Genomic DNA, 23847 nt, shown 5'->3' with positions numbered 1-23847 from the left:
AAAGACCGCTCCCGTGCAGCGTTGCCCGTCTCCCCACTCGCAGCCCGATTTTGCGATCTTAAGCTGAATACTCAGCTCTCTGACGCTCACAGGAACGGGACCGTCGAGTGGTGCAGACACCGAATCCATCCTGGGTATACCTAGGTTGACCGCCAATATTGAACACACAGGAGTTGTACAAAAAATTTCGACGATGTCTCTAATGCTTCGGAAAAAACTCATGCGAGTCAGGTAAGATCGCCGCATGATAAGAAAGATTTATGTTCTATGAATCCGAATAAGATATGTATATCTTCTGTAGAATAAAGGACATGTAAACATTTTTAAGTATATTTACAGCATAAGACATATGACTCGCGTCATAACGACGATTATCGTCATCCTGCACCGCTAAATCGCTAACATTATTCAACTTTTTATTTAGATGATCTATTTTAATACATTTATTGGCGTCCGCACTCGAGCCACTTGGCCTCAGCAGCCAAATTGAAATCTAGTAGCGTCTGCGCTTCCGCATGCTATAATCGGGTCGTCAAAAACTGGAGCTACAAATGCCAAATCCAAACCAGCAACAGGCAACCACCCCTTCAGCCGTGCCGAATCGTGACGTGCGCACGGCGCTTTTGAAGGGCCGTCTGGCCAACCCCGCCCTGCAGCGACTGCAGGGACGCGTCTTGTCCCAGGCCGAACCAAGCGACGTCATCACAAGCTATGACAGGATGCATCACCGCCACAGCCGGTCATGACAGTTAGCGAGGCACCTCCCCGGATTACGTCGTTCCTGGTCAAGGTCGCCTCGCGCTGCAACCTCGACTGCGACTATTGCTACGTCTATCACCATGCCGACCAATCTTGGCGCTCGATGCCAAAATTGCTTTCGGCAGGTGATCGTGGCGCTTTTGTAGAAAGGCTGGCGTCTTACTTGGCTGAAGAATCGATAAAGCATTGCACGGTCATCTTCCACGGCGGCGAGCCTTTGCTTGCCGGCCTCGAGACACTCGTAGCCTTCGCGGGCCAGATTCGCGCCGCGACTGCATCGACGGTCGATATCGGACTGCAGACGAACGGCCTCTTATTGACCGAAGCGGCACTTGAGGCGTTTGAGGCCGCCGATATCAGCATTTCGATCAGTCTGGACGGGCCCAAATACGCCAATGACAAGCACCGGAATTCAAAGAGGGGCCGTTCAAGTTTCGAGCGTGTCCAAGATGCGCTGGTGCGTCTCAAAAGCCATCCAAAGATCTTTGCAGGCGTCATCGCCGTCGTTGATCCCACAACGCCCGCGGAAGACCTGCTCGCGTTTTTCGCCTCGCATGCGGTTCCCAAGCTGGATTTTCTGTTGCCGGATGCACACCATTTGCGTCAGCCAGCTGGCCGCGGCGAACGACCTGATTTGTATGAAGCCTGGCTTTGCCATGCCTTTGATGTCTGGCTTGATCACTACCCGCACCTGTCCGTGCGAACGTTCGAGGCGCTGCTTGACGCGGTCGCGGGTCTGCCGTCCACTACCGACGCTTTTGGCCTTGGCGACGTAAGCCTCATCGGCATCGAGACCGATGGCAGTTACCACGACCTGGATGTGTTGAAGGTCACAAAGGACGGTGCGACGAAAATCGGCGGGACTGTTGCCGACACTGAGATTTCATCAATTGCTTCATCCGATCATTTGGCGGTGCACAGACAGTTGCTCAGCAAGCCGGGTCTCAGCGTGACTTGTCAAGAATGTGCGATCGTCGACATTTGCGGTGGCGGCTCGCTACCGCACCGCTACGGCGCGAACGGCTTCGACAACCCAACCGTCTATTGCGGGGAAATGACCGCTCTCGTCGCCCATATCAAGGGGCGACTCCAAGGTCTGTTGGAGGGCGGCGCGCGACCGGCCGAGACGCTACCGGACGTCTTCCGGTTTGAACACTACGAAGCGGCGGAGCTTGGCGCTGCGGAGATGACATTCCTGTGCGAAGCATCGCGCAATGCTCTGAGAAGTGAGTTTCTGGAAGCCGCCAGCTTTTTGCCTGCCGAAGAATTTCAAAAGGTCGCCGATCTCGGCGAATCCGAGCCGGAGCGAATGGCCGAGCTTTGCCAGCAGCCAGGAGCGGTTGCCTGGCAAAGGACGCTTGCCTCGCAGAATTTGGGACGGCTGGTGCATACGGTCGACGGACAACCGTTGTCGGCCGACCCAGCTTATCTTGACGACTTGCTAGGCCGGTTTGAAGGCGACATGACGTCCTTGGCCGTGGCCAGCGAGGATCCCTGGCTGCGCAAACCGTTCGGCGATGCTATCTATTTCGAAACAGAGGCTTTTGCTACGCAGGCACGGTCGGTCGTCGAGGAGGCGTTGCGGATTGTCGAAACGTGGCGCCCAGCTTTGGCAAACGAGATACGCATGGCCTGCCGCGCCGTCCAATTCGTTCGCGACCCCTTGGCCCACCCTGAGAAGATCGTGTCTTTCAGCGACAACACCGTACCTGGAGCACTTTATGTGTCTGTATGGCAAGGCGACCGGTTGATTGATCCCTATGATCTGGCCGATTCCTTGATCCACGAGCATCGCCACCAGAAGCTCTACCTGCTCGAACGCATCTCGCCCACCGTCGAACCGACCGACATGCGCGTGGTGTCCCCCTGGCGGGAAGATTTGCGGCCACCTTCCGGACTGCTGCATGCAGTCTTTGTGTTCGTCGAACTGCGCCGATTTTGGCAGTTCGTGCGGCACAATGGGCCATCGCGCCTCCACAATCGCGCGGTCAACCAGGTCAGGGACACCGACGAGCATCTTGCAGAGGCCTTTGCGACGCTTTTGAGCTGCCCGCTTACCCAGACAGGCCGCTCTTTGACCGAGGTCCTCAAGAAAGCCTCGGGGTCGGTGCTCGAAGCGGCGTGAGAACATTGATGCTCCCGGTCGATCGCCTGCCGGCATCCAAGTCCAGCCGACACGCGGTTCTTCGCGACTATTTCTGTGACAAGGATGCAGATGCCGTTCTGGGAGCGGCAGGATGGCATTTGAACCTATCCTGGCCGGATGGTCTCGAAAGGCATGTCGATCCACGGCTGCAAGAGGGGTTGGCATGGTGGAGTGACAACGTCACCCTACCGACGATGGCCTTAGCCCGCGCCCGCAAGCGACACGTGCTGAGCGTTTTATACGATTCCTGGACCCTTCAAAGCTGGAGTGAATGGGTGCATGCCGCCGGCGTCCGCCCAGACGAGCATGTGCTGATCCTACACGTCGACGACCACCGGGATCTGGCGAGCCCTCGCTTATTCGAGGAAAACGGGAGGTGGAAAGACCCCATCACCGGGGAGTTTTGCGATCTTGGCAATCCCGTGTCTGTGCGCGCGGCCATAGAAAGCGGAGCCATCGGGATGGGCAGTTTCCTAACGCCTTTTCTGCACGGTTTTCCGAAGGCTGAGGTGCGGCACCTGTGTCAGCCGCCAAAGGTCACCAAGACCCAGGATTTCGCAATTGGACTGACCAGACAGGCGGACGATTTGCTGGACCCAAGCCAATTCCGGCCCGCAGTGCAGCTGACGCCAACTTCAAGGCAGACCGGGCCTGGACTGTATCGTTCGACCCCCGACATCGATGATTGGCTCGAAGACCTGCCAGCCCGGCCAACGGTCCTTCATATCGATTTGGACTTCTTTAACAATCGCTATGACGGGGATACGGATTGGCAGAGCAGTGAGAAGCCCTTCGATCCGCCTTTGGACCATATCTTGGGAAAGATCGACGACATGACCGCGGCCCTTAACCGGTCCGGTCTTGGCTTCCAGCTTGTCGATATCGTGGTCGCTTATTCACCAGGGTTTTTCCCGGCCGAATACTGGCGAGAGGCCACAGATCGGATCGTGCCCGCGTTGGAGCGCATCTATGAGCGCTAAGCCTTCCCCAACAGCTGCGTCTCGCCGCAGCCCCAAGAGGCCAACGCCGAAACCCAAAGCCGTGCGGGCAAAACCGAGCCTCGAGTTTGTTCAACCTGATCTTGTCGTCCTAACGCCCACCAAAGGGACAACTGAACGTGGCGGCGGGCCCGGCGGTGAGGCCTGGAAAATTGAAACTAATGGCAAACGGGCAGGCGTTGTCTTCATCAATGTGATCGATGCGCCTCCGGTGGGCCGCCACGCGTCTATTCAGATCTATCTCAATAAACCAAGTCAGGGTCGCCGCATCGGTAGAATTGCTTACCGCAAGGCATGCGAGGCGAGCCGATACGACGTGATCTATGCCCACATGCGCAAGTCAAATCTTGCCTCGCGACGGGCAGCGGAGGAAGCAGGATTCAAAGAAGACGCGCGACCAGGGGCGACGCAGCTTCTTATGGTTTGGCGACGCGCGGCGTGATGGTACGGCCAAAGTGGCTAAAGCCGTCATCGATGGTGGATCTGTGCCAAGTGACGCTGAATGTGCGACCCGCCTTTCGGACCGAAGTGCAGGGCGAGGTCCGCGATGCTGAGATCGGACGATGGGCGAGGCTCAGAGGGCTCTATTTTTGCCGCGATCGGGACAATTTTGTCGTCTTCTCAAAACGTTCTGTGCTCGTTCGGCGGCTTCTTGCCATTGACCAGACCGCCGGTGATCACACGGTCTGGCTGGGACAATGGCTTGGCTATCCGCAGTGCTGTGCCCGCATAGCGCGGCGTGTCGGCGAAATGCACCTGGACGATTGGTCGGAGCAAATCTCCATGCGGCGTCACGTGGGGAATTTCTCGTTGACATCGGTCTCGCAATACACGGCAGGCCGCGCCCTCATCAGCCATGTCCCCTGTTCCGCGCATTGTCGGGCGTCGCTCCGCATGGCAACGCAGGTGCTACGGCGATCGCACCGGTTCCAACAGCGCTTGGCCAACTTCCTTCCTTCACGAGGCTTCCGTGTACACAGCCGTCGTTGTTCCCTGCCTAAATGAAAAGGCCTCGCTTCTTGAGACCTGCATTTCGCTCGGTTTCAGCAGGGGTGCCACCCCTTCCGATACAGTGTTGATCCTGGTCGACAACGGCTCGACTGACGGCACTCTCGACGTGATGGAGGCCATCAAGAATGCCAGTCTGGGAACAGTGCTGTTGGGGCAGACGCTCGAGCGCGGTTACGTACCGCCCCGTCACCTGGGAGTGTCGATGGCGGAGACCTTCGCCGATGAACTTAGTATTCCTAATAATGAGCTCTTGATCCTTCAAGCCGACGCCGACACTATCTACGATAGGGGTTTCATCGCCTCTATGGCGGCTTCGGCACGATCGGCGCCGCAAGATCTGATCGAAGGCATCGCTCGAACGACAAAATCTTTTCTTGCAGATTATCCCGGCTACCACGCGTGCTGCGCAAGCGCCGACGAAGCGGTATCGCGCCTTTTTGTCCCTGAAGCCGACGAAGTTATCGTCGACGACAAAGTCGCCGGATATCGCCTGTCCGAGTATTTGAAATGGGGCGGACACCGCCGGGAGTTTGATGCTCGAGGCGATGAGATATACGCGGAAACGTCGCGGCTTTTTATCCGCGCGAAAACGGTTGGGGCCAGGCGCACACGCGCTCCCGAAGCGGTGGCCTATCCATCACGTCGCAAGACCGAGGCTAACCCGCTGGGGACATTCGCCACAGCAGGATTTCCGCGGGAAAGCCGGTGGTGGCACCGTTGGGACAATTTGCATCCCAACCACCACTCACTGCGGGAATTCGACAGATCCGATGCTTTGGAAGCGTTCGCCAGGGCCATGTTTGTCCGACAGGTTCACACGCTGATTCTGTTCGCTTTAGTTCCCACTCATGTTCGGTTGGCGCTTGATGGCCGAACAATCAAATCCTTGGTGGGATCACCCCTCGTTCCACTGCTGGAGAGAGTCGCCGTTGCGCGCGAGTCTCTGAGGACGACACCTGGGCAACTGCTGGAGGGATATTTCGACCTGGCTGAACGGCAACCAGGGCTCTTCGCCGATTGCATAGAAAAGGCCGGCGATTAATCTCTGCCTTAATCGCCGTCGGCATTTCTACTATGACGCCAACCTACCTCATGCATCCGACCCGCTCGGCCCGCAGTCCGGCCAAAGAATAATCATTAAGCGCTCGGGAAGAGAATAGGCGCCACTCGGGTGCGTAGTTCGCCAGTGTCTCGCTTCTGGCGCCACCACAGCCGCAGCGGTTCCAAGAGTTGCGGCGAAAGCATGGGGTTGCGATCCTTGCGTCCTTTGTCCTGTTCGAGCCGGATCAGCATGCGTGTGCTGTCGATATCATCGATCTTGAGGTGCGCGACCTCCGATAGCGCAGGCCCGCGCGATAGGCGACACCGAGCGCGGCCTTGTACTTGATACTAGGTGCTGCCTCGAGCAGCCGCGCCGCTTCCTCGACGCTCAGCACGTCCGGCACCTTGTGTGGATAGCGCATGATCACCAGCACACGTGCCAGATCCCGCCGCTTCAGCGTCACCAGGAACAGGAACCGCAACGCTGAGACCGCGCCGTTGATGGTCGCAGGCCCGACGCCGTTCTCATGCTGATACAACTGAAAGCGACGGATGTCCTCGGCGTCGCAGTATCGGGAGAGCGTCGGAGGAAGGCTGCGAAGCGCCGGACGTGACGAACGTAGTCCTGCTCGTGGTCGAGCGTCTCCTTGCTCGCTGCTGGCAGCGCGCGGTCGAACAACGCCCACAAGACGGCCGGTTCGTCGCTTCCCGCCAGCACGCGGCTCCTCGCCTCAAGCAGGTCGGCGGCGCCGCGTAATAATTCGTCCTTCGCGAACAGCTCGTCCGGCAGCTGCGTGAACAGCGCCTATCGTCTCGTCGATGGTTGCCCCGGAGCCTTCACCTTCGGCATCGCGCACCCCATACCAGCCGGGCCCCCAGATATCGGCCGGGCCGGGATCTTCAGCGACCGCAAATTTGACCGAGTTAACCGCGCGTTTCGGCTGCGCCGCCGCAAACTGCCGCCAAGAATCGAGCAGCCCTTCCCGCCGATCCTGATCACTCCGCAACGTCTCGATTAGCGCCGCATCGTCCATCGCGGCCAGGTCCGAGGCGCTTAGTCGCGTGTCAGGTCCCACCTCATTTCCGTCCAGCTGCATGATCGAGTGCAAAGGTACAACCCTTACGCCTATATTCCGGACGATCTGTTCAAGCGGTGGCTCCAGCGTGCCCACATGCTACGCGGCCGCCCGGAAACATCCCGACTGGCAGAGCCTGCCCCTGCGATTCGAATTCTGGGGTACCGGCAAGCTGACAGCAGAATCTCTCGCCCTTTTCGAGCAGGCGAAAGAGACGATCAGCCCCAAGCGCTACTCGATTGACCTGAAGCTTGGTCCGGAGATCACGCGCAGTGCAAGTTGACCAAGGACGCGAGTGTCATCCTCACCGTTGAAAAGCATTTCCTGACCGCATCGGAGCTATCCTTTAAGGTAGATCGAGCTTGGAGCAGGCGGCCCTCGAAGCAGGGCTGCGTCTTCGCGCGAAGACGACCACGGTCCCTCAGCCAGAACCGGGAGCATCTCGTCACTGGCTACGGCCCCGAACTCGCCGCAACGGCTTCTCAGATCAACCGCCTAACCGCCACCCTTGAAGAGGAGGCGGCCATGGTCACGGCATTGATCGCGAAGTCCCCCAGGCAGCAGGTAAACCCAGTTGCCACTGGAAAGGTTCAAGTTCGTGACTTGGCAACCTCGGCGCCTGCCAGTTGAGCGACATGAGGCATCAGAAATACATCAACGAGGTACGCGGCGTAATCCAGTGAGATCGGCAGCATGGATGAGGTGATTTCATTGTCGATATAACTCTCGGCATCCCAATAGCTTCGAGTCAGATCCTCATTGGCCGGTTCCATCCGCTCGATAATCCTTTCAAAAGCGGCGTGAGCGGTATCGATAAGCACGGTACCGTCGGTCCCGGTGACAGGCAGGGACGCAATAACGGCATCGGAATCCATGACAATGTTTCCTTATGGGAATAGCGGTCTCTTACCTCAGCATTTTCGGTCGCCAGACCGACGCTGGTTCTTCAAGAGGTGGCTGATGAATGCGCCAGGCGCCACCTTATGCTCAGATGCGCACAGGCAGGATACGCGAGAATCCCTCAGACGCAATCCAAATCCTCGCACCGTCGTCCTGCCGACGGTCCAGTTTGTTCAGCACTCTATCCGAGGGTCTGTGACTGCAGTCTGGAAATCGTACTCTTGCTGACGTTATAGCGCCGCGCGCCTGAACGCATCGCCTCCCCGGCTGCCAAACTCGCCAGTGCTTCCCGCCTCTGCTGCTGAGAGAGCTTCGGCTTCCGGCCGAACTTGAACGCCTCTGGCATAGAACGAGCGCGGCCATTCCAGGTGTTTTCCAGGATCGTACGCTCAGGCATTTGGTCGCCCATCCCCACAGAAAGACGATGAGATCCGACATCTCGGATGTGGTGTCGACAAAGGGCTCGTCCAGCAGATGGAGTTCTGCGCCAGTTGATGAGACCGTCCAGACGATGTGCAGCATGTCGATGGAATCCCGCGCCACCCGATCACCGACGACGGCATACAGAACGTCGCGGGGTTCTAGCGCTTTGAGCACTCGCTGAAGCTGGCGTCGGTCGACATCCTTCCCGCTGCGTTTTTCGCAGGCAATCGGTCCTCATCCGCCGGAGCGGATCTCCTGGTTCAGACGGCGTCCGTCAGCGTGCCGGCGCCATGCGTTTCAGCTGCCGCCGCACTGCTCATCATGTGCGCCCAGCAGCTTGCGGTCCTTGATACGCGCGTTGCGCGGCGTCGGGCTCGCCCGCCGTCCGATCGCCGACGTAGAACGTACCGTCGCTCCACATCGCGTTCATGATCACCGCCAGCGCGCCACCGCAAAGCGTTTTGCGATCTCTCGGCCTCACCTCTTGACCTTGTCCTTGCCCTTGAAGCGCGTCATCAAACCGGACTCCGCCTCGTAGAGCGGGCGCAGCTCGTCCACGTCGCCGGCCTTCGATGTCCGGCCTTGAACGTCAATCGAAGTGCCCGACAGCCAGCGCCACGAAGTCAGCCCGAAGTAGGCCGCGACGTCGCGCGAGCGGAAGCCGGGGATGGCCATGAAGCGCCGGTACGGCTCGCGGCGAGATGCAGCAAGAGACCTACCCCCATCAGCACGCCGGCAGCACCAGCCGGGCAGTCAGGGGCTCACCCAAAAGGGCAATCGCCAGAAATGCCCCGATAAACGGCGCGGGCGAATAATACGCGCCGCTTCGATGCGAATGGTTGTTGCTCATCGAGCCGTCCCAAACGACATAGAAGGCCGCAATCTACACCCAACCTTTCCAGCGCAACAGCCGCATGGCGTTGGCTGTCACCAGCACCGTCGCGCCTGTGTCGGCGAGAATGGCGGGCCACAGGCCGGTGATGCCGACTACGGTCGTCACCAGGAACACCGCCTTCAGCCCCAACGCCATGGTGATGTTCTGCTTGATGTTGGCCATGGTCGCCTGAGACAGTTTTATCATCGCCGCGACATCGCCGACGCGGCCATGCAGCACCGCCGCATCTGCCGTCTCCAAGGCGACATCGGTGCCGCCGCCCATGGCAATGCCGATGTCGGCCGCGGCGAGCGCCGGCGCATCGTTGATGCCGTCGCCGACCTTGGCGACCGTCAGCCCCTGCCCTTTCAACTCGCCGACAATGCGTTGCTTGTCTTGGGGCAGCAGTTCCGAGCGCACCTCGATACCGAGTTGCTTGCCGATTGCCGCCGCCGTGCGCTGGTTGTCGCCAGTCAGCATGACAGTCCTGATGCCGACATCGGTCAGCGCCTTGAGGCCGGCCTGCGCGTCCGGCCGAGGCTCGTCGCGCATGGCGATGAAACCGGCCAGCACGTCGTTGATCAGCAGCACCGACACCGACTTGCCCTGGTCGTTGAGTTCGGCGATGCAGACCGCCTGCTCGGCCGGCAGCGCGACCTTCTCGCCTCCAGCGATCGGCGAGCCCAGGAAGACGTTCTTACCGCCAATGCGACCGACGACGCCCTTGCCGCCGAGCGCCTTGGCCTCCGCCGCCGGCGGCACCGGCACGCGATCGGCCTTGGCCTTTCGCAGGATAGCCAGGGCAAGCGGATGGCTCGATCCGGTTTCGAGTGCAGCGGCCAGCGACAGCAGCTCTTTTTCGCTGATCTCGATGGCTACGACATCCGTCACCACGGGCTTGCCTTGAGTCAGCGTCCCGGTCTTGTCCAAAGCCACGGCGGTGATCTTGCCCAAGCCTTCCAGCACCGCGCCGCCTTTCATCAAAAGACCACGCCTGGCGCCGGCCGAGAGCGAGGCGGCGATTGCCGCCGGCACCGATATGACGAGGGCGCAGGGGCAGCCGATGAGCAGCAGCGCCAGGCCTTTGTAGATCCATTCGTTCCAGTCGTCGCCGAAGGCCAGCGGCGGGACGACGGCCACCAGAGCCCCCACGGCGACGACGGCGGGCGTATACCAGCGTGAGAAATGGTCGATGAAGCGTTCCGTCGGCGCCTTGCTTTCCTGGGCCTCCTCGACCAGCTTGACGATGCGGGCGATGGTGTTGTCGGACGCCGCAGCCGTGACGGTGATGCGCAACACGCCGTCGCCATTGATGGTGCCGGCGAATAAGTCCGCGTCGACGCCCTTGCGCACCGGCACGCTTTCCCCCGACACCGGCGATTCATCGATGGCGCTTTCGCCCTCGATGATCTTGCCGTCGGCTGGAATGCGATCGCCCGGCCGCACCAGAATGACGGCGCCAACCCCAAGGGCTTCGGCCGGAACTTCGCGCGCGGCGCCATTCTCCTCCAGGAATGCCGTCTTGGGCACCAGCGTGGTCAGCGCCTGGATGCTGGAGCGCGCCTTGCCGGCGGCCACGCCTTCCAGCAACTCACCGACGAGGAACAGGAAGACCACGGTGGCGGCTTCCTCGCCGGCACCGATGATGACGGCGCCGATCGCCGCGATGGTCATCAGCATTTCGATGGTGAAGGGAATGCCGGCGAGCGCGGCCATCACAGCTCGCCGTGCAATCGGCACCAGTCCGATCAGCATGGCGACAATGAAAAGCCAGACGCCGGTGGCCGGCCAGACATAGTGAATCGCAAAAGCTGCGGCCAACGCAGCGCCGTTGGCGATACTCAGCCGGCCTTTGGCGCTGTTCCACCACGGACCCGTGGCCGGCGTGTGGTCGTGGCCATGCAAGCCCTCCACATCGTCGTGGTCATCTTTGGCTGTGCCGGCATGGTCGCGGCCAGCGTGGTCATGGCCGCCTTTGGTGCCGTGCCCGACCGACTTGGCAATCTGTCCGGCTTCGCTCAGAGCCACAGAATAGCCGAGGCCCGTCACCTTCTTTTCGATCGCGGCGAGGTCGCTTTCGGCAGTGTGCCTGACGGTCATGGTGGCGGCAGTGACCGAGACGTTCACATCCCGGACTCCAAGCATGCGGCGCACCGCGCTATCGATTTTCGTCGCGCAGCCGGCACAATCCATGCCTTCAACGCGATAACGAGTTTGTGCGGCGGTTGCAGCCATCGTCTCACTCCTTGAACCATTCCAGCGGCACGCTACATTCTCTAGCGACTAGAGGAGCAAGCGAAAAATCATGCGCAGTGTCCCGATTGGCGAAGCAGCACGACAGAGCGGCGTGAAAGTGCCGACCATCCGCTACTATGAGCAGATCGGCCTGCTGCCCGTGCCGAACCGCAGCGAGGGCAATCGACGGCACTATGAAACCAGCGATTTGCGCCGGCTGGCGTTTATTCGCCATTCACGCGAGTTGGGGTTCGGCATCGAAGCCATCCGCACCCTGCTGACGTTGCAGGATAATCCCAGCCAGCCCTGCGCCACGGCCGACACCATAGCCCAGGCGCGGCTGGCCGACGTCGTTCAGCGGATACGCAGCCTCACGGCATTGAAGGCCGAACTTCAACTCATGGTCGAAGGCTGCCGGCACGGGAAGGTCGGCGAATGCCGGGTGATTGAGGTGCTGGCCGATCACAGCCAGTGCGAACACGCTCGGCACTGACTGGACCCGATCTCGAACGATCTAATCATTCGTGAGCCGGCCTTTCCTCCATCCTCCAGGTCATGAGGCGCGACCGCACGGCGAGGTGATGGTTTTGACCACGGCTAAGCCACCCAGCTGAAGTCCGGCTTGCACTTCGGCAATTGTAGCAGCCGCCCTCTATTCCTTTGCATCGGCGCGTCGCAAGGACGTGATTTGCTTTACCCATGTAACAAACCAGGTGGGCCAGACCGAAGGTGATTTTGAGAAAGGCGGAGCGGCACCGCCGATGCGTTGGCCGTATCGCTTCGGCCATGAACATTGCCGACACTTGAAGACAAAACACGCTGGGACCGCAACCGTTGCCCTGAAATCTCAGCGAAATGCAAACGGACCCGTTTAAGTCGGACTTGGTGCCCAGGCTTTGCCCAGCGCGATCCTGAATTCATAGACCTTTTTGCTCAAAACTTCGCACGTGTCGCTGCGCGAGTAAGGTGGCAATAAATCCGTGCTGCGGTTTACCTGCGGTCATCCAGAATGTTCAGGGCGTAACGCGTGTGTCGCCGTTCGCCAGTTCTTGTCATCGCGCCCTTGGAAACGAGGTCTTGCAGATCTCTTGTCGCCGTCGCGCGCGATGCTTGAGTGATGGCGATATAATTCTCGGCGCTGAGCCCTCCTTTGAACCCGTCGATGCCTTCGCGGAACATTCGGGCGATGACCTTTTCCTGCCGCTCGTTGAACTGGTTTCGGTAGCGTTCGTAAAACTTGGCTTTAGCTACGGAGAATTCGACGCGGACCAGCGTTACGCGTTGCGCTTCAAGGATCGTGTTGGCAAAGTAGAGCAGCCAATTTGTTACCGCGTTGCTCTTATTGCTGGCCTGCAGGTTGTCGTAGTAGGCCTTGCGGTGGCGTTCGATCGTGTATGCCAAAGCGATGAGACTTGGTTCACCCAGGCTTTGAGCAAGCGCCTTTTCGCAGAGGGCACGGCCAAGGCGGCCGTTGCCATCCTCAAATGGGTGGATGCTCTCGAAATAAAAGTGCGCGATACCGGCTCGCGTCAACGCCGGGAGCGGCGTCTTACCTTTAGGCGCGGTATCGTTGAACCAAGCGGTGAAACCATCCATTTCGGCTTTGACCCGCGCTGAGGGAGGTGCCTCGAAATGCACTTTGGGCTTATCCAGCCGATTGGAAACGATCTGCATGACGTTGGCATGCTGGCGGTATTTGCCAATGGTCTCAATACGCCGTTCCCCCGACATCACCATCTTGTGCCAAGCGTAGAGAGTGCGATGCGAGAGGGCATGGCCAAAATGTAAATACACGTCGGCCATCATTTCCGCGATGCCGCGCTCGGCAGGCGGAATGCGCCTGTTCTCGCTGCCCCGCCCAAGTTGCTGGCGCAGGGATGATTGCAGACTCTCGCGGTTGAGGTATTCCCCTTCAATCGCGGATGTCTTCAAGGCCTCTTCACTGATAAGATCGATGCGTATCTGGTCGCGATCGTCAGAACCGACGTGCCGAAAGACACCCAGGAACTCACCCGATCGGAGCAGGAATTCGCTTTCCAGCGGTTCCAATTCTTCCTTATCGTAGGTAAAATGCGGCCAGTCAGCCTGCTCCCAATTCCATACCATGAGTTATAGCGTACCTTTCTATAACTCATAGTGCCTTAAATAATGAGCTATAGTAATCCTCTCTATGCCTCAGAAACCGGGGTTTTGGTCGGCCGTGAAGAATACGGAAGCCGCTGATATCGCATAGGAATAGTCTACTTTTCAGGCTTCCGAATTGCAGGTAACGGCCAGTTTGTGGATAGTTTTCTTGCAATTCCAGTTTGCGATTTCGCCGCCTGGCGAAGCGTGATTCACTGCTTTCATCGCAGTGAATCGGGAGCCAGGCGATGGGCAGACCACGCGAGCGGCGCGAGACTGGAGAACAGGATCTGTTCCGCGCTCGCCTTGATCAGATCCTCAACATGAACCATGAGTTGGTGCGGCTGGCCCGCACCATCGACTGGCCGGTGCTGGAGGCGCGCTTCGGTGCGGTCTATTCGGACGGTCCCGGCATGCCGCCGCTGCCGACCCGTCTGATGGCGGGGCTCGCCGTCCTCAAGCACACCTTCAACCTGTCAGACGAGGCGCTGTGCGCACGCTGGATCGAGAACCCGTATTTCCAGTATCTGTGCGGCGAGGAGTTCTTCCGCCACGACCTGCCGTTCGACCGCTCCTCGATGACGCGCTGGCGCAGCCGCATGGGCGAGGAGCGGATCATGGTGCTGCTGCAGGAAAGCCTCAGCATTGCGGTCAAGACTGGGGCGATGAAGCCGCAGGATACGCGCCGGGTCATTGTCGACACGACGGTTCAACCCAAGAACGTGATGTTCCCGACCGACGCCAAGCTCATCCATCGCGCCCGCGAGCGGCTGGTGCGGCTGGCGAAGAAGACGCGGCTCGACCTGCGTCAGTCCTATGTCCGGGTCGGCAAACAGGCGCTGATCATGTATCAGCGCTACGCCCACGCCAAGCAATTCAAGCGGGCCAACAAGGCGCTGCGCAGGCTCAGGACGTATCTGGGGCGCACCGTCCGCGACATCTCCCGTCAGATCGCCGGCGACGCGGAGCTGGACGCGCTTTTCAAATGGTCGCTCTACCAGGCCTCCACCGTTCTCGAACAGCGTCAGCGCCAGCGCGGCCGCAAGATCTACAGCCTGCATGCGCACGAGGTGGAATGCATCGGCAAGGGCAAGGCGCACGCGCCCTACGAGTTCGGGGTGAAGGTGTCCGTGGCGACGACGCTGAAGCGTTCAAAGGGCGGCCAGTTCGCCCTGCACGCCATGGCGCTCCCCGGCAACCCCTATGACGGCCATACCCTGGCAACGATCATCCCGGACATGCAACGGATCATCGGATCCGAAACGCAGCGCATCCTCGCAGATGCCGGCTACCGCGGCCACAATGCGCCGCAAAGTCATAAGTTCAGGGTCTTCACCGCTGGTCAAAAGCGCCGCGTGACACCGGCCATCAAGCGCCAGATGCGGCGGCGATCGGCCGTCGAGCCGGTGATCGGCCACATCAAGAACGAACACAGAATGGGCCGCAATTACCTCGCTCACACCCAAGGCGATGCGATCAACGCCATCCTGGCCGCAGCCGGTTACAACTTCTCCCTCCTGCTCAGGTGGCTGAAGGCGTTTTTGTGGCTCTTGATCGCCGCGTTCCTGAACCGGCCGAAGCAGCTTGCCGCTTAGCGATCAAGATTGTTCACAGCCGACGTTTTGCCCTGGTACGCACAAGTTCGCCTCTCTCGCGAAACGAAATCGGGGCGATTTCTTAATCGGCAGGCCGGTCGCTCCAAGTATCTAGGGCCTCCACAAGCGTGCGCGCCCCTCCACTCACACAGCAAGCACTATATCGGCATCATGCGCGGGATCGGGAAAGTGATGATGCGCCGGAGAAATTCAACTCCGAAGGCGGAGCGCGCATTCCACGTCAGGTAACTTGAGCCATGATTTCAGATTGGATCGTCCTTGCGGTGTATAGCGAAGCGTCTAAGGACAGATTCCCAAATGCTAGTTGGCAAAGTAGATAATTAGCACCGGCCTCTTCGAGCTGATCAAGAAGAGCTTGTCGCGCGGAAGATGCCGTTCCCACCACGCACAATTCGCTTTCGATTGCTGCATCCAAGCTCAGCGGCAGATTTGGGGGCGTCTGGAGCGCATTGAGGTCGTAGAGGAACCTGAAGCTCTTGAGCCATCGTTCGTAAGCGGGTGCCGCGAGCGCATATGCATCTGTTTCCGATCGCGCGATCACGACCATGCGGAGCATTCCAAGAAATGGCCCTCGCTCGTCCGCGTCGGCACTGCGCTCCCGGCAGGCTCGGAATGCATCTGTAATTCTGCGAACAGAAGAGGCAGGTCCAAGGCACGCGATATTGGCGCCACTTGAAGCGGCCCAGCTGGCCGACTCGGGTCTATTGGTGGCGATCCATGTCGGTGGATGGGGGCGCTGATAAGATCTCAGCGTCAAAGGGACGTCATTCAGCTCAAAATGGCGGCCGCGATAGGACAGCGTGTCGCCCTTCATCGCCTTGATAAGGATTTCGCTGGCTTCCGCATAGTGACCTGGCGCCGCCTCCGCAGCAATCCCGAAGTAACCCAGTTCGACTGGGAGAGAGCCGCGCCCTATACCCAGTTCGACCCTGCCACCACTCAATTGGTCCAGCATGCAGATCTCCTCGAACGCACGCAGCGGATGATAAAGGGCAAGGAGCATTACCATCGGGCCGACGCGAAGATGCCGGGTGCGCTGGACGACGCTAGATAAGAACAGATTCGGCGATGGGCCCCTCCCGTGCGGAGTGCAGTGGTGCTCTGCCAGATGATACGCGTAGAAACCAAGGTGATCGCAGGCCTCTGCCAAACTCAGGCGATCGGCGTATTGCCGGGCAATCTCGCAGCCGTCCTCGTCCAGGTGGTCGAATATGCCGAAGGTCAGGCCCTGTGGGAAGGCATTCTTCACGCGATTTTCTCCAACTCTTTGCAACAGTTCGTGGCTCGCAATGATGCAAGCAAATTCAAATTATCGGTGCGCTTAATGGCCGGGGAACTATCCACTGGTTAAGGCAGCAGCCGCTGACCGCCGGCACAGCGGGATCGTTTCCTCCGCCCTTCCTGCTATCTCTCTGGCGGCGTCAAGGAATTCATCCATCTCGGTTTTCGTACCGATGCTGATGCGGATGTAATTTTCCAGCCCTGCATCCGGAAAGAAGGCGACGAGTATCTTTTGCCTTTCCAAGGCTGCTTGCCACCATGAGCCTTCCTGCCCCGGTGGCACACGCGCTAGCAGGAAATTTGCGTGAGAAGGTATTACGGAAAATCCGATTTTCGACAGTGCCACCGTCACCCGCTGTCTTTCATGCTTGATGTGCTTGTGGTTCTCGGCATAGGCGGCGCGGTGCCCAAGCACACTGATGCCAACCGCCTGACCGATCACATTCATGTTGAAGACGTTCTGGAGATCCCGCAGCCTGCCAATGACTTCGGGGTGGCCAAGTCCAAAACCGACGCGAATGCCGGCGGTGGCATAGCTTTTCGAGAATGTTCTCAAGATCAGGAGGTTTGGATAGCGATCGAGGAGATGCAGACCATTGTCCGGTGCAAAATCGACATAGGCCTCATCCAAGACAATCAGACGGTCTGATTGCGATACCAGGCGTTCAACATCGGCCACTGGAACAAACGTTCCGGTCGGATTGTTTGGGTTGGCCAGCAGAATGAACTTGGCATCTTTTGCCGGTCCCAAAAGCAAGTCTTCGACGGGCAAGGAATGATCTGCGCACCATCCGATTTCGAGAAATTGAGCGCCCTGCAAACGGGCAAGTTTGCGGTTGAACGAAAACCCCGGCGACATCATCGCCATTCTGTCTCCTGGAACCAGGAAAGCTCTGTAGATAAGCCCGAGCAGTTCAGACGATCCGTTTCCGGCGATCACCTGATCCTTCGAGACGCCGTAGGCTTCCGACGCTGCTTGCCGCAAGCTGACGTTGTCGTCTTCTGGATATAAATATTGCCGTTCAAGAGCCGCCATCGCACTTTGCATTATGGCTTTCGGCAACGGAAACGGGTTCTCGTTCGTGTTTAGCTTGACGCAACAAGGATCCGGCGCCGGTTTGTCGGACAGCAGAACATCTAACTGTCCCGCTACTTGCGAAAGGGAAGAAAGCACAGTTTGCAGTTTTGCATCAGACATCAATTTTTCTCCGTTTCAGTCTCAGTGCGTCCGGCACGAGCTGGTGATCAAGACAGGGCCTGGACCACCGACGATAGCGCTGCCGTGAGACCCGGGTGCACGGTGGGGCGACGACCGCGGGGGCAGCGCGGTCTGTGCGATCGGATCGGAATTGCAGGAGCCCCGCATCACTCCTCAAGGGCGCCAAGGCACGAATACTTGATTGTCCCAGCTACTCGGCTCGGTGATTTGTTCAAAGACGTTTGATCTCGATGCCGTATTTCCTCAACACGTAGCCGATTTGGCGCGGCGTCAGTCCGAGCAGGCGTGCCGCCTTTGCCTGGACCCAGCCACATCTCTCCATCGCCTGGATGACACGTTCGGCATCGGCCATTCTCGCAGAGTGGACTACCCCGGCTGGGTCCAGCGGCGGCTGCCCTACGGTGTCCGACGGCGGTGCGACGGCGGCAGATCTACCGGCAGCAGCCGGCGGTATGGCCGGACTCAGCGGCAGCGGCCCGATCGGCGAGGGTTGCAGCGCGACTTTGCCAAGTCTGCAATTATGCAGCGCCTCGGCGAAGCATTTGTCTTGGCAGCATGCAAAGTCATCTTTCCCGATTGATGGCCCCGCCGCCAGAACTGCGGTCCGATACACGCAGTTTTCCAATTCGCGAATGTTGCCGGGAAAGTCACAGTTTATCAGTACTTCGATCGCGCTCGGATCGAAGGTCAACATAAGGCCATTCTCATCGTTGAAATTCTTGAGAAACTCAGCTGCGAGGAGCGGAATATCGCTGCGCCTTTCGCGAAGCGCCGGCACCAGCAAGGGAACAACACTGATGCGGTAGTAGAGGTCGGCACGGAACTCGTTTCTGGCAACTGCCTCTTCCAGGTTCTTGTTCGTGGCGGCAATGATGCGGACGTCGACTTTAATGGTCTGGTTGCCCCCGACCCGCTCAAATTCCTGCTCCTGCAGCACGCGCAAGAGCTTTGCCTGGAACGAGGCCGAAATCTCGCCGATCTCGTCTAGGAACAATGTCCCCTTGTCGGCCAGCTCAAAGCGCCCCTTGCGCGAGTTGAACGCGCTTGTGAATGCACCCTTCTCATGGCCGAACAATTCGGATTCCAGCACAGTCTCGGGTAGCGCCGCGCAATTGAGCTTGATGAAGGGCCGCTTGGCGCGCGGGGACAACTCGTGGATAGCCTTGGCGACCAGCTCCTTCCCGGTACCGGATTCGCCTCGCAACAGAACCGCAATCTTGGCCTTGGCTACGAGCGCGACCTTCTCAAGCAGACCGCGCAACGCCAAACTGTCGCCAATCATCCCCTCCACGTGAGTGTTACGCTGCGGGGCTAGGCGCTTCTGCTTTGGCAGGGAGTCCTGCTTTGCCATTGGTTGCTCGCGGTCGCCCTCGAAAGAGCGATGCGACTTCACTGCCTGCCCTACCAGGTTGGCGATTAGCGGGAGCAGACAGAGGCTGTAATCGAGCCAAACTCTTGAGCCATGGCGCAGTACGTGGTCGATGGTCAGCGTGCCCACGACATTTGCATCGACGCGAATGGGAACGCCGATGAAGGACACTGGTATGTCGTCGGAAGCCGCGAGCACGTCCATGTCGGCGGCGGTGAAAGCCGGATGAACCGCGATGTTCTCGGTGGCCAGGGGCTTGTCCGTCGCCAAAACCTGGTCGATTGCATTCCGCGGAACGTACGTCCGGCAGCGCTCACTGCAGCTCTCGGTCCGGCCGGCGCCTGCGATGATTTCCAGTTCGCCATCACCGTCGAAAAGAGAGATGATGCCGTGCCTCATCTGCAGAAACGATCGCAGCAGGTCTACAACGTTGGCCAGTCTGACCTCGAGCCCGGAGGGGGCGGTGAGCGCTTTCGAAATTTCGTAGATGCCGGCAAGCGCGCTCGCGCGCGACGGCAGAATGGCGGGTTCCGAGTCATCCCTTTTGGTGTCGTGCAATGATGTGCAGCTTGACGAAGTCTGCTCAGCACTGTCTTCAGATTGGCGACCATTGTCCTGATCTGACATGTCATCCTCGATCTTGGGCCGCGACAGCAACGCCGCGCCATCTGGATCTGCGATGTCCCCCCGCGTAAACGCATCATCAGATGGCATCAGGGCCCGAGCCACCGATGGCCGGCACCAACAAGAATGTCTTCGCACGGCGAGCCGCAGCATGATTGGCGCACTTGCTTGCGGGTGGGAGCCGCTTACCGGAACGCTTGAGACGTTGATGCGGGTAGTCGTGATGTGTCGGCGGGAGGACGCCAGAGTTCCGCAGGCGACATACTGCCTTGCATAAGATCAAGTGTGGGTCACGGTTTTGGGCGTCGGTCAGGCCCTGACGAGGGGCAAGCCCGAAAGACGCCGGAGGCAAGGCTTGATGCATGGCTTGGCTATCCTTACTGAACTGAGGCGCGGTTCAGGCTTCCGGAGCGCAACCACACGTTGCCCTACAGAGCGGGAATGAGGATGGCTAGTCAACCGAGCTTTCCTCGCATTTCTGAAAGGAAAGCAGGAGGACATGATAGAATTCCATCAACTGAGATTTGCCGACGGATCGATCTCGAACGGCAGAGTTACCCCGGCGTGTTCACGGATGCCCGGCGCGGTGAGCGTACGGAGGTCGACGCCTCCGGGATGCTGTCGGCGTTAGGGCGGCTGCGTCGGACACTACGGCCCGAAGTGTCGTCGAGCGGCTTAAGTGTTCGCGCTATGAAGCATCTTCTGAGTCGCACCGATGCGCGCCAGGTCCGGTGAATCATTCGGTCTTTTCGACGACCCGTCGGGACGCCACGGCTGCAGAGGGAGCGCGGTAAGAGCCAGCTCGTGTAGGGAATCCTCCACTTCCGTGCCCGGCCGGGTCGCAAATGCGACAAAGAAGCGAGCGGACACAGCGGATGCCAGAGTTACCGGCTGGTGGCTGTCGGGCTAAAGCAATGGGTGCAAAGCTGGGCGTTAGTGCGGGATTTCGCCAGAGATGACGGAAACAGTGCGGAAACCCGCACAGCCCACCCTACTGAGTCTGCCTCACCGAGCGGAGGAATACGCGTATTCGGGCGCGGGTCTCCACTTGGCACGCCCCTTGCTGTTCGACATGCCAGCAGCGCGTGACCGGAGCGCCGCGATGGGAGAAGCGCGGGAGGGAGGAGGCCCGCCCCGATCCGGTCAGGGAGAGAAAAGCTGTTGGCTCCACCAATCCGAAGCGCGGGTCCTGCGCCCCGCAAGGCCTTCTACGCCCAGCTCTACATTCAGGTGCTTACCGCCATCGCCCTCGGTGTCGCAGTTGGCCATTTCTACCCGGACGTCGGCGAGAGCCTGAAGCCGCTCGGCGATGCCTTCATCAAGCTCGTCAAGATGATTATTGCGCCGGTGATCTTCCTAACTGTGACGACCGGCATTGCCGGCATGAATGACCTCAAGAAGGTCGGCCGGGTCGCCGGCAAGGCAATGATCTATTTCCTCACCTTCTCGAGCCTCGCATTGATTGTTGGTCTCATTGTCGCAAATGTCGTTCAGCCGGGTGCCGGCCTGAACATCGATCCGGCGTCGCTCGATGCCCAGGCCGTGAAGGGCTATGCCGCCAAGGTCCACGAGCAGTCGGTGACCGGCTTCCTGATGAACATCATTCCCTCGACGATCGTTAGTGCCTTCGCCGAAGGCGACATCATGCAGGTCCTGTTCTTCTCGGTGCTGTTCGGCATCGCTCTGGCGATGGTCGGCGACACGGGCAAGCCTGTGCTTTCTTTGCTTCAGGCGCTCCTCGCGCCGGTGTTCAAGCTGGTCGGCATTCTGATGAGGGCCGCGCCCGTCGGCGCTTTCGGCGCCATGGCCTTCACCATTGGCAAATATGGCATCGGTTCGGTGGCCAACCTCGCGATGCTGGTCGCGACGTTCTATTTCACCGCCTTCCTCTTCGTATTCGGGATTCTTGGCGCGGTCTGCCGATACAACGGCTTCTCGATCTTTTCTCTCGTGCGCTACATCAAGGAAGAGCTGCTGCTGGTCCTGGCAACGTCCTCCTCGGAGGCCGCGCTGCCCTCGCTCATCGCGAAGATGGAGAACGCCGGCGCGAAGCGTTCCGTCGTGGGTCTCGTCATCCCGACTGGATATTCCTTCAATCTGGACGGCACCAATATCTACATGACGCTCGCCGCCCTCTTCATCGCCCAGGCGACGAACACGCACTTGTCGATTCCCGATCAGATCTTCCTATTGCTTGTCGCGATGCTTTCCTCGAAAGGTGCCGCAGGTATAACAGGGGCCGGCTTTATCACCTTGGCTGCTACGCTCTCCGTAATACCAAGCGTTCCCGTTGCTGGGATGGCACTCATCCTTGGCGTGGACCGCTTCATGTCCGAATGCCGAGCGCTGACGAACGTAATCGGCAATGCGGTGGCCTCGCTGGTTGTCGCCCGCTGGGAAGGCGAGCTGGACGAAACGCGCATGAAAGCTGCCTTCTACGGGAGCTTGCCGAGAGATTAAACCGGCCGCCCGCGCCAGCAAGATTGCTGCAGCGCGACCAGCCAAGTCGCCGGCTCATCAGCCACCAAACAATCGGCTCGCTGGGTCTAAACAGCGCTTCGCGTGCCACAGATCAGAAGCATCAAATGCGGTGAGGACAAGAAATATGGACGCCCTATGGAAACGGACCGCGGACCGAGACGCGCCCGGGTGCGCCTGGAGCGCTGATCAATGTATAGGCCGTCGATCGGGGTGGATGCCAAAATCACTTTGCCGCCCCAATCCGTCGTCGGCATGCACCGGATGACGGAGCGCCAGCCGATCAAAATCGGAGCGACGGCAAAGCGCCCTACAATTGCCGATCTCGCCCGCGAAGCGGGGGTGAGCGTGGCAACGGTCGATCGGGTCCTGAACGCTCGCCTTCCGGTGCGGGAGGAGACCGCGCGTCGCGTCCACCACGCGGCCCACGCGATCGGCTATCATGCTGCGGGACTTATCAAACAGCGCATGGGAAAGGACCTGCCCCGCTACCGGCTGGGCTTCATCTTGAGGAAACCGGCCCAGCATTTCTACCAGGAGTTCGCGCGCGAGGTCGAAGCGTCGGTCAGTTCGGCCCACTGCTTCCACGGCATTCCGCTCATCGAATTCGCGCCGTCACATTTGCCTGGGGATCTGACGGCACTGCTTAAGGATCTTGGTAGCCGATGCCACGCGATCGCCATGGTGGCGCCAGATCACCCGAAGATCACGGCAGCAGTCGAGGAGCTCAAGGCGAAAGGCATCCCGGTCTTCTCGCTCCTTTCTGACTTCGCCGCTGGCGTGCGCGAGGGTTACATCGGTCTCAACAACCGCAGGGTCGGGCGGACGGCAGCTTGGATGTTCTCCAAGGCCGCTAAACGGCCTGGCAAGGTGGCGGTGTTTGTCGGCAGCCACCGTTTCCAGGGTCACGAGCTGCGGGAAAGCGGCTTTCGTTCTTTTTTCCGTGAGAACGAGCCAGCATTCGAGGTGCTCGATACGCTCGTGAACCTTGAGAAACGACAGATCACTTACGAGGCGCTGCTGGACCTTATGCAGCGGGAACCTGAGCTCGTCGGCTTCTACATGGCCGGCGGTGGCATGGAGGGCGCTATCTCAGCGCTCCGGGAAGAGGGCAAAGGTCAGGATCTCGTGGTGATCGTGAATGAAATCACGCCGGAGTCACGGGAGGCCCTCGCTGATGACATCATCACGATGGCGGTCGCCACGCCACTGCGCCGACTTTGCCAGGAGCTGATGCTGCTGATGGATCGCGCCATCAAGACCGGCACGGCGGAGACGCCGGGGCAGACATTTCTGCCGTTTGACATCTATCTGCCGGAAAACATCTGAAATGATGTGATCTATCGCCATGGCCGACATTCCTTTCATAAATGCCCGCGCGGTCCACTCCACTCGGGACGGTGTGCGCATTTCAAATGAAGTGTACGCTCTGCTCATTCAGATCGAGGCCGAAGCCGTGCTGGGGGATCTCCTCAATTCAATCACGTTAGATGAAGCTAAGCGTGAAGCTCTTACAAAGGAGCTTCGCCAGTTGTGGGAGCAGCGCTGAATTCGGCTGCATCCCTCACAAGCTGCTCGCGTGCGCCGATCGTTTGCTGGACGAAGCATAACGGGCCCACCAAAATGGCTCTTTCGCTTCATGCGGTGTTCCGAACAGGAGCGGTGCGTTGCCC

20 protein-coding genes and 2 pseudogenes are annotated in these 23847 nt (G+C 59.5%); 10 read left to right on the top strand and 12 right to left on the bottom strand.

Going from position 1 to position 23847, the window contains the following annotated elements; genetic code table 11:
• The first annotated feature begins 551 nt into the window (after positions 1–551).
• Genes yhhA through AC0L2C_RS21755 form a run of 4 tightly spaced genes read left to right on the top strand, consistent with a single transcriptional unit; the run spans position 552 to position 4345 of the window.
• Entirely contained in the window at positions 552–746 is a 195-nt protein-coding gene (gene yhhA / locus AC0L2C_RS21770) for a YhhA family cyclophane-containing RiPP (protein ID WP_473524404.1), read from the top strand.
• The gene (gene yhhB, locus AC0L2C_RS21765) at positions 743–2884 is read left to right on the top strand and encodes a cyclophane-forming radical SAM/SPASM peptide maturase YhhB (RefSeq protein WP_473524403.1); all 2142 of its coding nucleotides are present in this window, start codon (positions 743–745) and stop codon (positions 2882–2884) included. The genes yhhA and yhhB overlap by 4 nt, the downstream gene beginning before the upstream one ends.
• Before the next feature lie 8 nt (positions 2885–2892).
• The gene (locus AC0L2C_RS21760; protein WP_473524402.1) at positions 2893–3885 is read left to right on the top strand and encodes a hypothetical protein; all 993 of its coding nucleotides are present in this window, start codon (positions 2893–2895) and stop codon (positions 3883–3885) included.
• On the top strand, positions 3875–4345 hold the full coding sequence (locus AC0L2C_RS21755; RefSeq protein WP_473524401.1) for a GNAT family N-acetyltransferase: 471 nt from the start codon (positions 3875–3877) through the stop codon (positions 4343–4345). The genes AC0L2C_RS21760 and AC0L2C_RS21755 overlap by 11 nt, the downstream gene beginning before the upstream one ends.
• 179 nt (positions 4346–4524) lie before the next feature.
• Here the strand turns inward: AC0L2C_RS21755 and AC0L2C_RS21750 are convergent, their stop codons facing one another.
• A complete protein-coding gene (locus AC0L2C_RS21750) occupies positions 4525–4761 on the bottom strand; it encodes a hypothetical protein (RefSeq protein ID WP_473524400.1) in 237 nt (78 codons plus the stop codon).
• A gap of 112 nt (positions 4762–4873) precedes the next feature.
• On the opposite strand from AC0L2C_RS21750, the gene AC0L2C_RS21745 reads away from it, so the two are divergent.
• A complete protein-coding gene (locus tag AC0L2C_RS21745) occupies positions 4874–5956 on the top strand; it encodes a glycosyltransferase (protein ID WP_473524399.1) in 1083 nt (360 codons plus the stop codon).
• Positions 5957–6200: 244 nt separating this feature from the next.
• Here the strand turns inward: AC0L2C_RS21745 and AC0L2C_RS21740 are convergent, their stop codons facing one another.
• The 7 genes and pseudogenes from AC0L2C_RS21740 to AC0L2C_RS21710 all read right to left on the bottom strand — a co-directional run bounded on the left by AC0L2C_RS21740 (position 6201) and on the right by AC0L2C_RS21710 (position 11463).
• On the bottom strand, positions 6201–6494 hold the full coding sequence (locus AC0L2C_RS21740; protein ID WP_473524398.1) for a hypothetical protein: 294 nt from the start codon (positions 6492–6494) through the stop codon (positions 6201–6203).
• Between the two features lie 192 nt (positions 6495–6686).
• A complete protein-coding gene (locus AC0L2C_RS21735) occupies positions 6687–6989 on the bottom strand; it encodes a hypothetical protein (protein WP_473524397.1) in 303 nt (100 codons plus the stop codon).
• 632 nt (positions 6990–7621) lie between these two features.
• A complete protein-coding gene (locus AC0L2C_RS21730) occupies positions 7622–7906 on the bottom strand; it encodes a hypothetical protein (RefSeq protein ID WP_473524396.1) in 285 nt (94 codons plus the stop codon).
• Positions 7907–8018: 112 nt separating this feature from the next.
• The gene (locus AC0L2C_RS21725; RefSeq protein ID WP_473524459.1) at positions 8019–8582 is read right to left on the bottom strand and encodes a recombinase family protein; all 564 of its coding nucleotides are present in this window, start codon (positions 8580–8582) and stop codon (positions 8019–8021) included.
• Positions 8583–8651: 69 nt separating this feature from the next.
• Positions 8652–9047 (bottom strand): annotated as a pseudogene (locus tag AC0L2C_RS21720) (IS110 family transposase); the annotation flags it as partial.
• A gap of 2 nt (positions 9048–9049) precedes the next feature.
• A pseudogene (locus tag AC0L2C_RS21715) lies at positions 9050–9183 on the bottom strand (EamA family transporter); the annotation flags it as partial.
• 54 nt (positions 9184–9237) lie between these two features.
• Positions 9238–11463 (bottom strand): heavy metal translocating P-type ATPase, encoded by a 2226-nt coding sequence (locus tag AC0L2C_RS21710; protein WP_473524395.1) that lies wholly within the window; start codon positions 11461–11463, stop codon positions 9238–9240.
• Positions 11464–11533: 70 nt separating this feature from the next.
• On the opposite strand from AC0L2C_RS21710, the gene AC0L2C_RS21705 reads away from it, so the two are divergent.
• Positions 11534–11956 carry a MerR family transcriptional regulator gene (locus AC0L2C_RS21705; protein WP_473524394.1) on the top strand — a complete coding sequence of 141 codons (423 nt, stop codon included), beginning with the start codon at positions 11534–11536 and terminating at the stop codon, positions 11954–11956.
• Between the two features lie 497 nt (positions 11957–12453).
• Here the strand turns inward: AC0L2C_RS21705 and AC0L2C_RS21700 are convergent, their stop codons facing one another.
• Positions 12454–13569: a Fic family protein gene (locus AC0L2C_RS21700; RefSeq protein ID WP_473524393.1), complete on the bottom strand. Its 1116-nt coding sequence runs from the start codon at positions 13567–13569 to the stop codon at positions 12454–12456.
• Between the two features lie 266 nt (positions 13570–13835).
• Between AC0L2C_RS21700 and AC0L2C_RS21695 the strand changes: the two genes are divergently transcribed.
• The gene (locus AC0L2C_RS21695) at positions 13836–15182 is read left to right on the top strand and encodes an IS5 family transposase (RefSeq protein ID WP_473524392.1); all 1347 of its coding nucleotides are present in this window, start codon (positions 13836–13838) and stop codon (positions 15180–15182) included.
• Between the two features lie 241 nt (positions 15183–15423).
• Here AC0L2C_RS21695 and AC0L2C_RS21690 read toward each other — a convergent pair whose 3' ends face one another.
• From AC0L2C_RS21690 to nifA, 3 genes are all read right to left on the bottom strand, one after another.
• A complete protein-coding gene (locus AC0L2C_RS21690; protein ID WP_473524391.1) occupies positions 15424–16452 on the bottom strand; it encodes an LLM class flavin-dependent oxidoreductase in 1029 nt (342 codons plus the stop codon).
• 87 nt (positions 16453–16539) lie between these two features.
• Positions 16540–17682: a histidinol-phosphate transaminase gene (hisC, locus tag AC0L2C_RS21685; RefSeq protein ID WP_473524390.1), complete on the bottom strand. Its 1143-nt coding sequence runs from the start codon at positions 17680–17682 to the stop codon at positions 16540–16542.
• 232 nt (positions 17683–17914) lie between these two features.
• A complete protein-coding gene (gene nifA, locus AC0L2C_RS21680; RefSeq protein WP_473524458.1) occupies positions 17915–19699 on the bottom strand; it encodes a nif-specific transcriptional activator NifA in 1785 nt (594 codons plus the stop codon).
• A gap of 1158 nt (positions 19700–20857) precedes the next feature.
• On the opposite strand from nifA, the gene AC0L2C_RS21675 reads away from it, so the two are divergent.
• The 3 genes from AC0L2C_RS21675 to AC0L2C_RS21665 all read left to right on the top strand — a co-directional run bounded on the left by AC0L2C_RS21675 (position 20858) and on the right by AC0L2C_RS21665 (position 23723).
• Complete coding sequence (locus tag AC0L2C_RS21675) at positions 20858–22156, top strand: dicarboxylate/amino acid:cation symporter (RefSeq protein ID WP_473524389.1); 1299 nt, start codon at positions 20858–20860, stop codon at positions 22154–22156.
• 282 nt (positions 22157–22438) lie between these two features.
• A complete protein-coding gene (locus AC0L2C_RS21670; protein ID WP_473524457.1) occupies positions 22439–23503 on the top strand; it encodes a LacI family DNA-binding transcriptional regulator in 1065 nt (354 codons plus the stop codon).
• A gap of 19 nt (positions 23504–23522) precedes the next feature.
• On the top strand, positions 23523–23723 hold the full coding sequence (locus AC0L2C_RS21665) for a hypothetical protein (protein WP_473524388.1): 201 nt from the start codon (positions 23523–23525) through the stop codon (positions 23721–23723).
• Positions 23724–23847 lie beyond the last annotated feature (124 nt).

Source organism: Mesorhizobium sp. WSM4845, assembly GCF_055811455.1.
This window is presented reverse-complemented; position numbering and strand designations above follow the sequence as displayed.

Coding starts and splice junctions, on each gene's coding strand:
- AC0L2C_RS21750 (WP_473524400.1), bottom strand. CDS start 4,761: ATGGCTGATGAGGGCGCGGCCTGCCGTGTATTGCGAGACCGATGTCAA.
- AC0L2C_RS21700 (WP_473524393.1), bottom strand. CDS start 13,569: ATGGTATGGAATTGGGAGCAGGCTGACTGGCCGCATTTTACCTACGAT.
- AC0L2C_RS21665 (WP_473524388.1), top strand. CDS start 23,523: ATGGCCGACATTCCTTTCATAAATGCCCGCGCGGTCCACTCCACTCGG.
- AC0L2C_RS21735 (WP_473524397.1), bottom strand. CDS start 6,989: ATGGACGATGCGGCGCTAATCGAGACGTTGCGGAGTGATCAGGATCGG.
- yhhA (WP_473524404.1), top strand. CDS start 552: ATGCCAAATCCAAACCAGCAACAGGCAACCACCCCTTCAGCCGTGCCG.
- AC0L2C_RS21730 (WP_473524396.1), bottom strand. CDS start 7,906: ATGGATTCCGATGCCGTTATTGCGTCCCTGCCTGTCACCGGGACCGAC.
- AC0L2C_RS21760 (WP_473524402.1), top strand. CDS start 2,893: ATGCTCCCGGTCGATCGCCTGCCGGCATCCAAGTCCAGCCGACACGCG.
- AC0L2C_RS21695 (WP_473524392.1), top strand. CDS start 13,836: ATGGGCAGACCACGCGAGCGGCGCGAGACTGGAGAACAGGATCTGTTC.
- AC0L2C_RS21705 (WP_473524394.1), top strand. CDS start 11,534: ATGCGCAGTGTCCCGATTGGCGAAGCAGCACGACAGAGCGGCGTGAAA.
- AC0L2C_RS21755 (WP_473524401.1), top strand. CDS start 3,875: ATGAGCGCTAAGCCTTCCCCAACAGCTGCGTCTCGCCGCAGCCCCAAG.
- nifA (WP_473524458.1), bottom strand. CDS start 19,699: ATGTCAGATCAGGACAATGGTCGCCAATCTGAAGACAGTGCTGAGCAG.
- AC0L2C_RS21670 (WP_473524457.1), top strand. CDS start 22,439: ATGACGGAGCGCCAGCCGATCAAAATCGGAGCGACGGCAAAGCGCCCT.
- yhhB (WP_473524403.1), top strand. CDS start 743: ATGACAGTTAGCGAGGCACCTCCCCGGATTACGTCGTTCCTGGTCAAG.
- hisC (WP_473524390.1), bottom strand. CDS start 17,682: ATGTCTGATGCAAAACTGCAAACTGTGCTTTCTTCCCTTTCGCAAGTA.
- AC0L2C_RS21710 (WP_473524395.1), bottom strand. CDS start 11,463: ATGGCTGCAACCGCCGCACAAACTCGTTATCGCGTTGAAGGCATGGAT.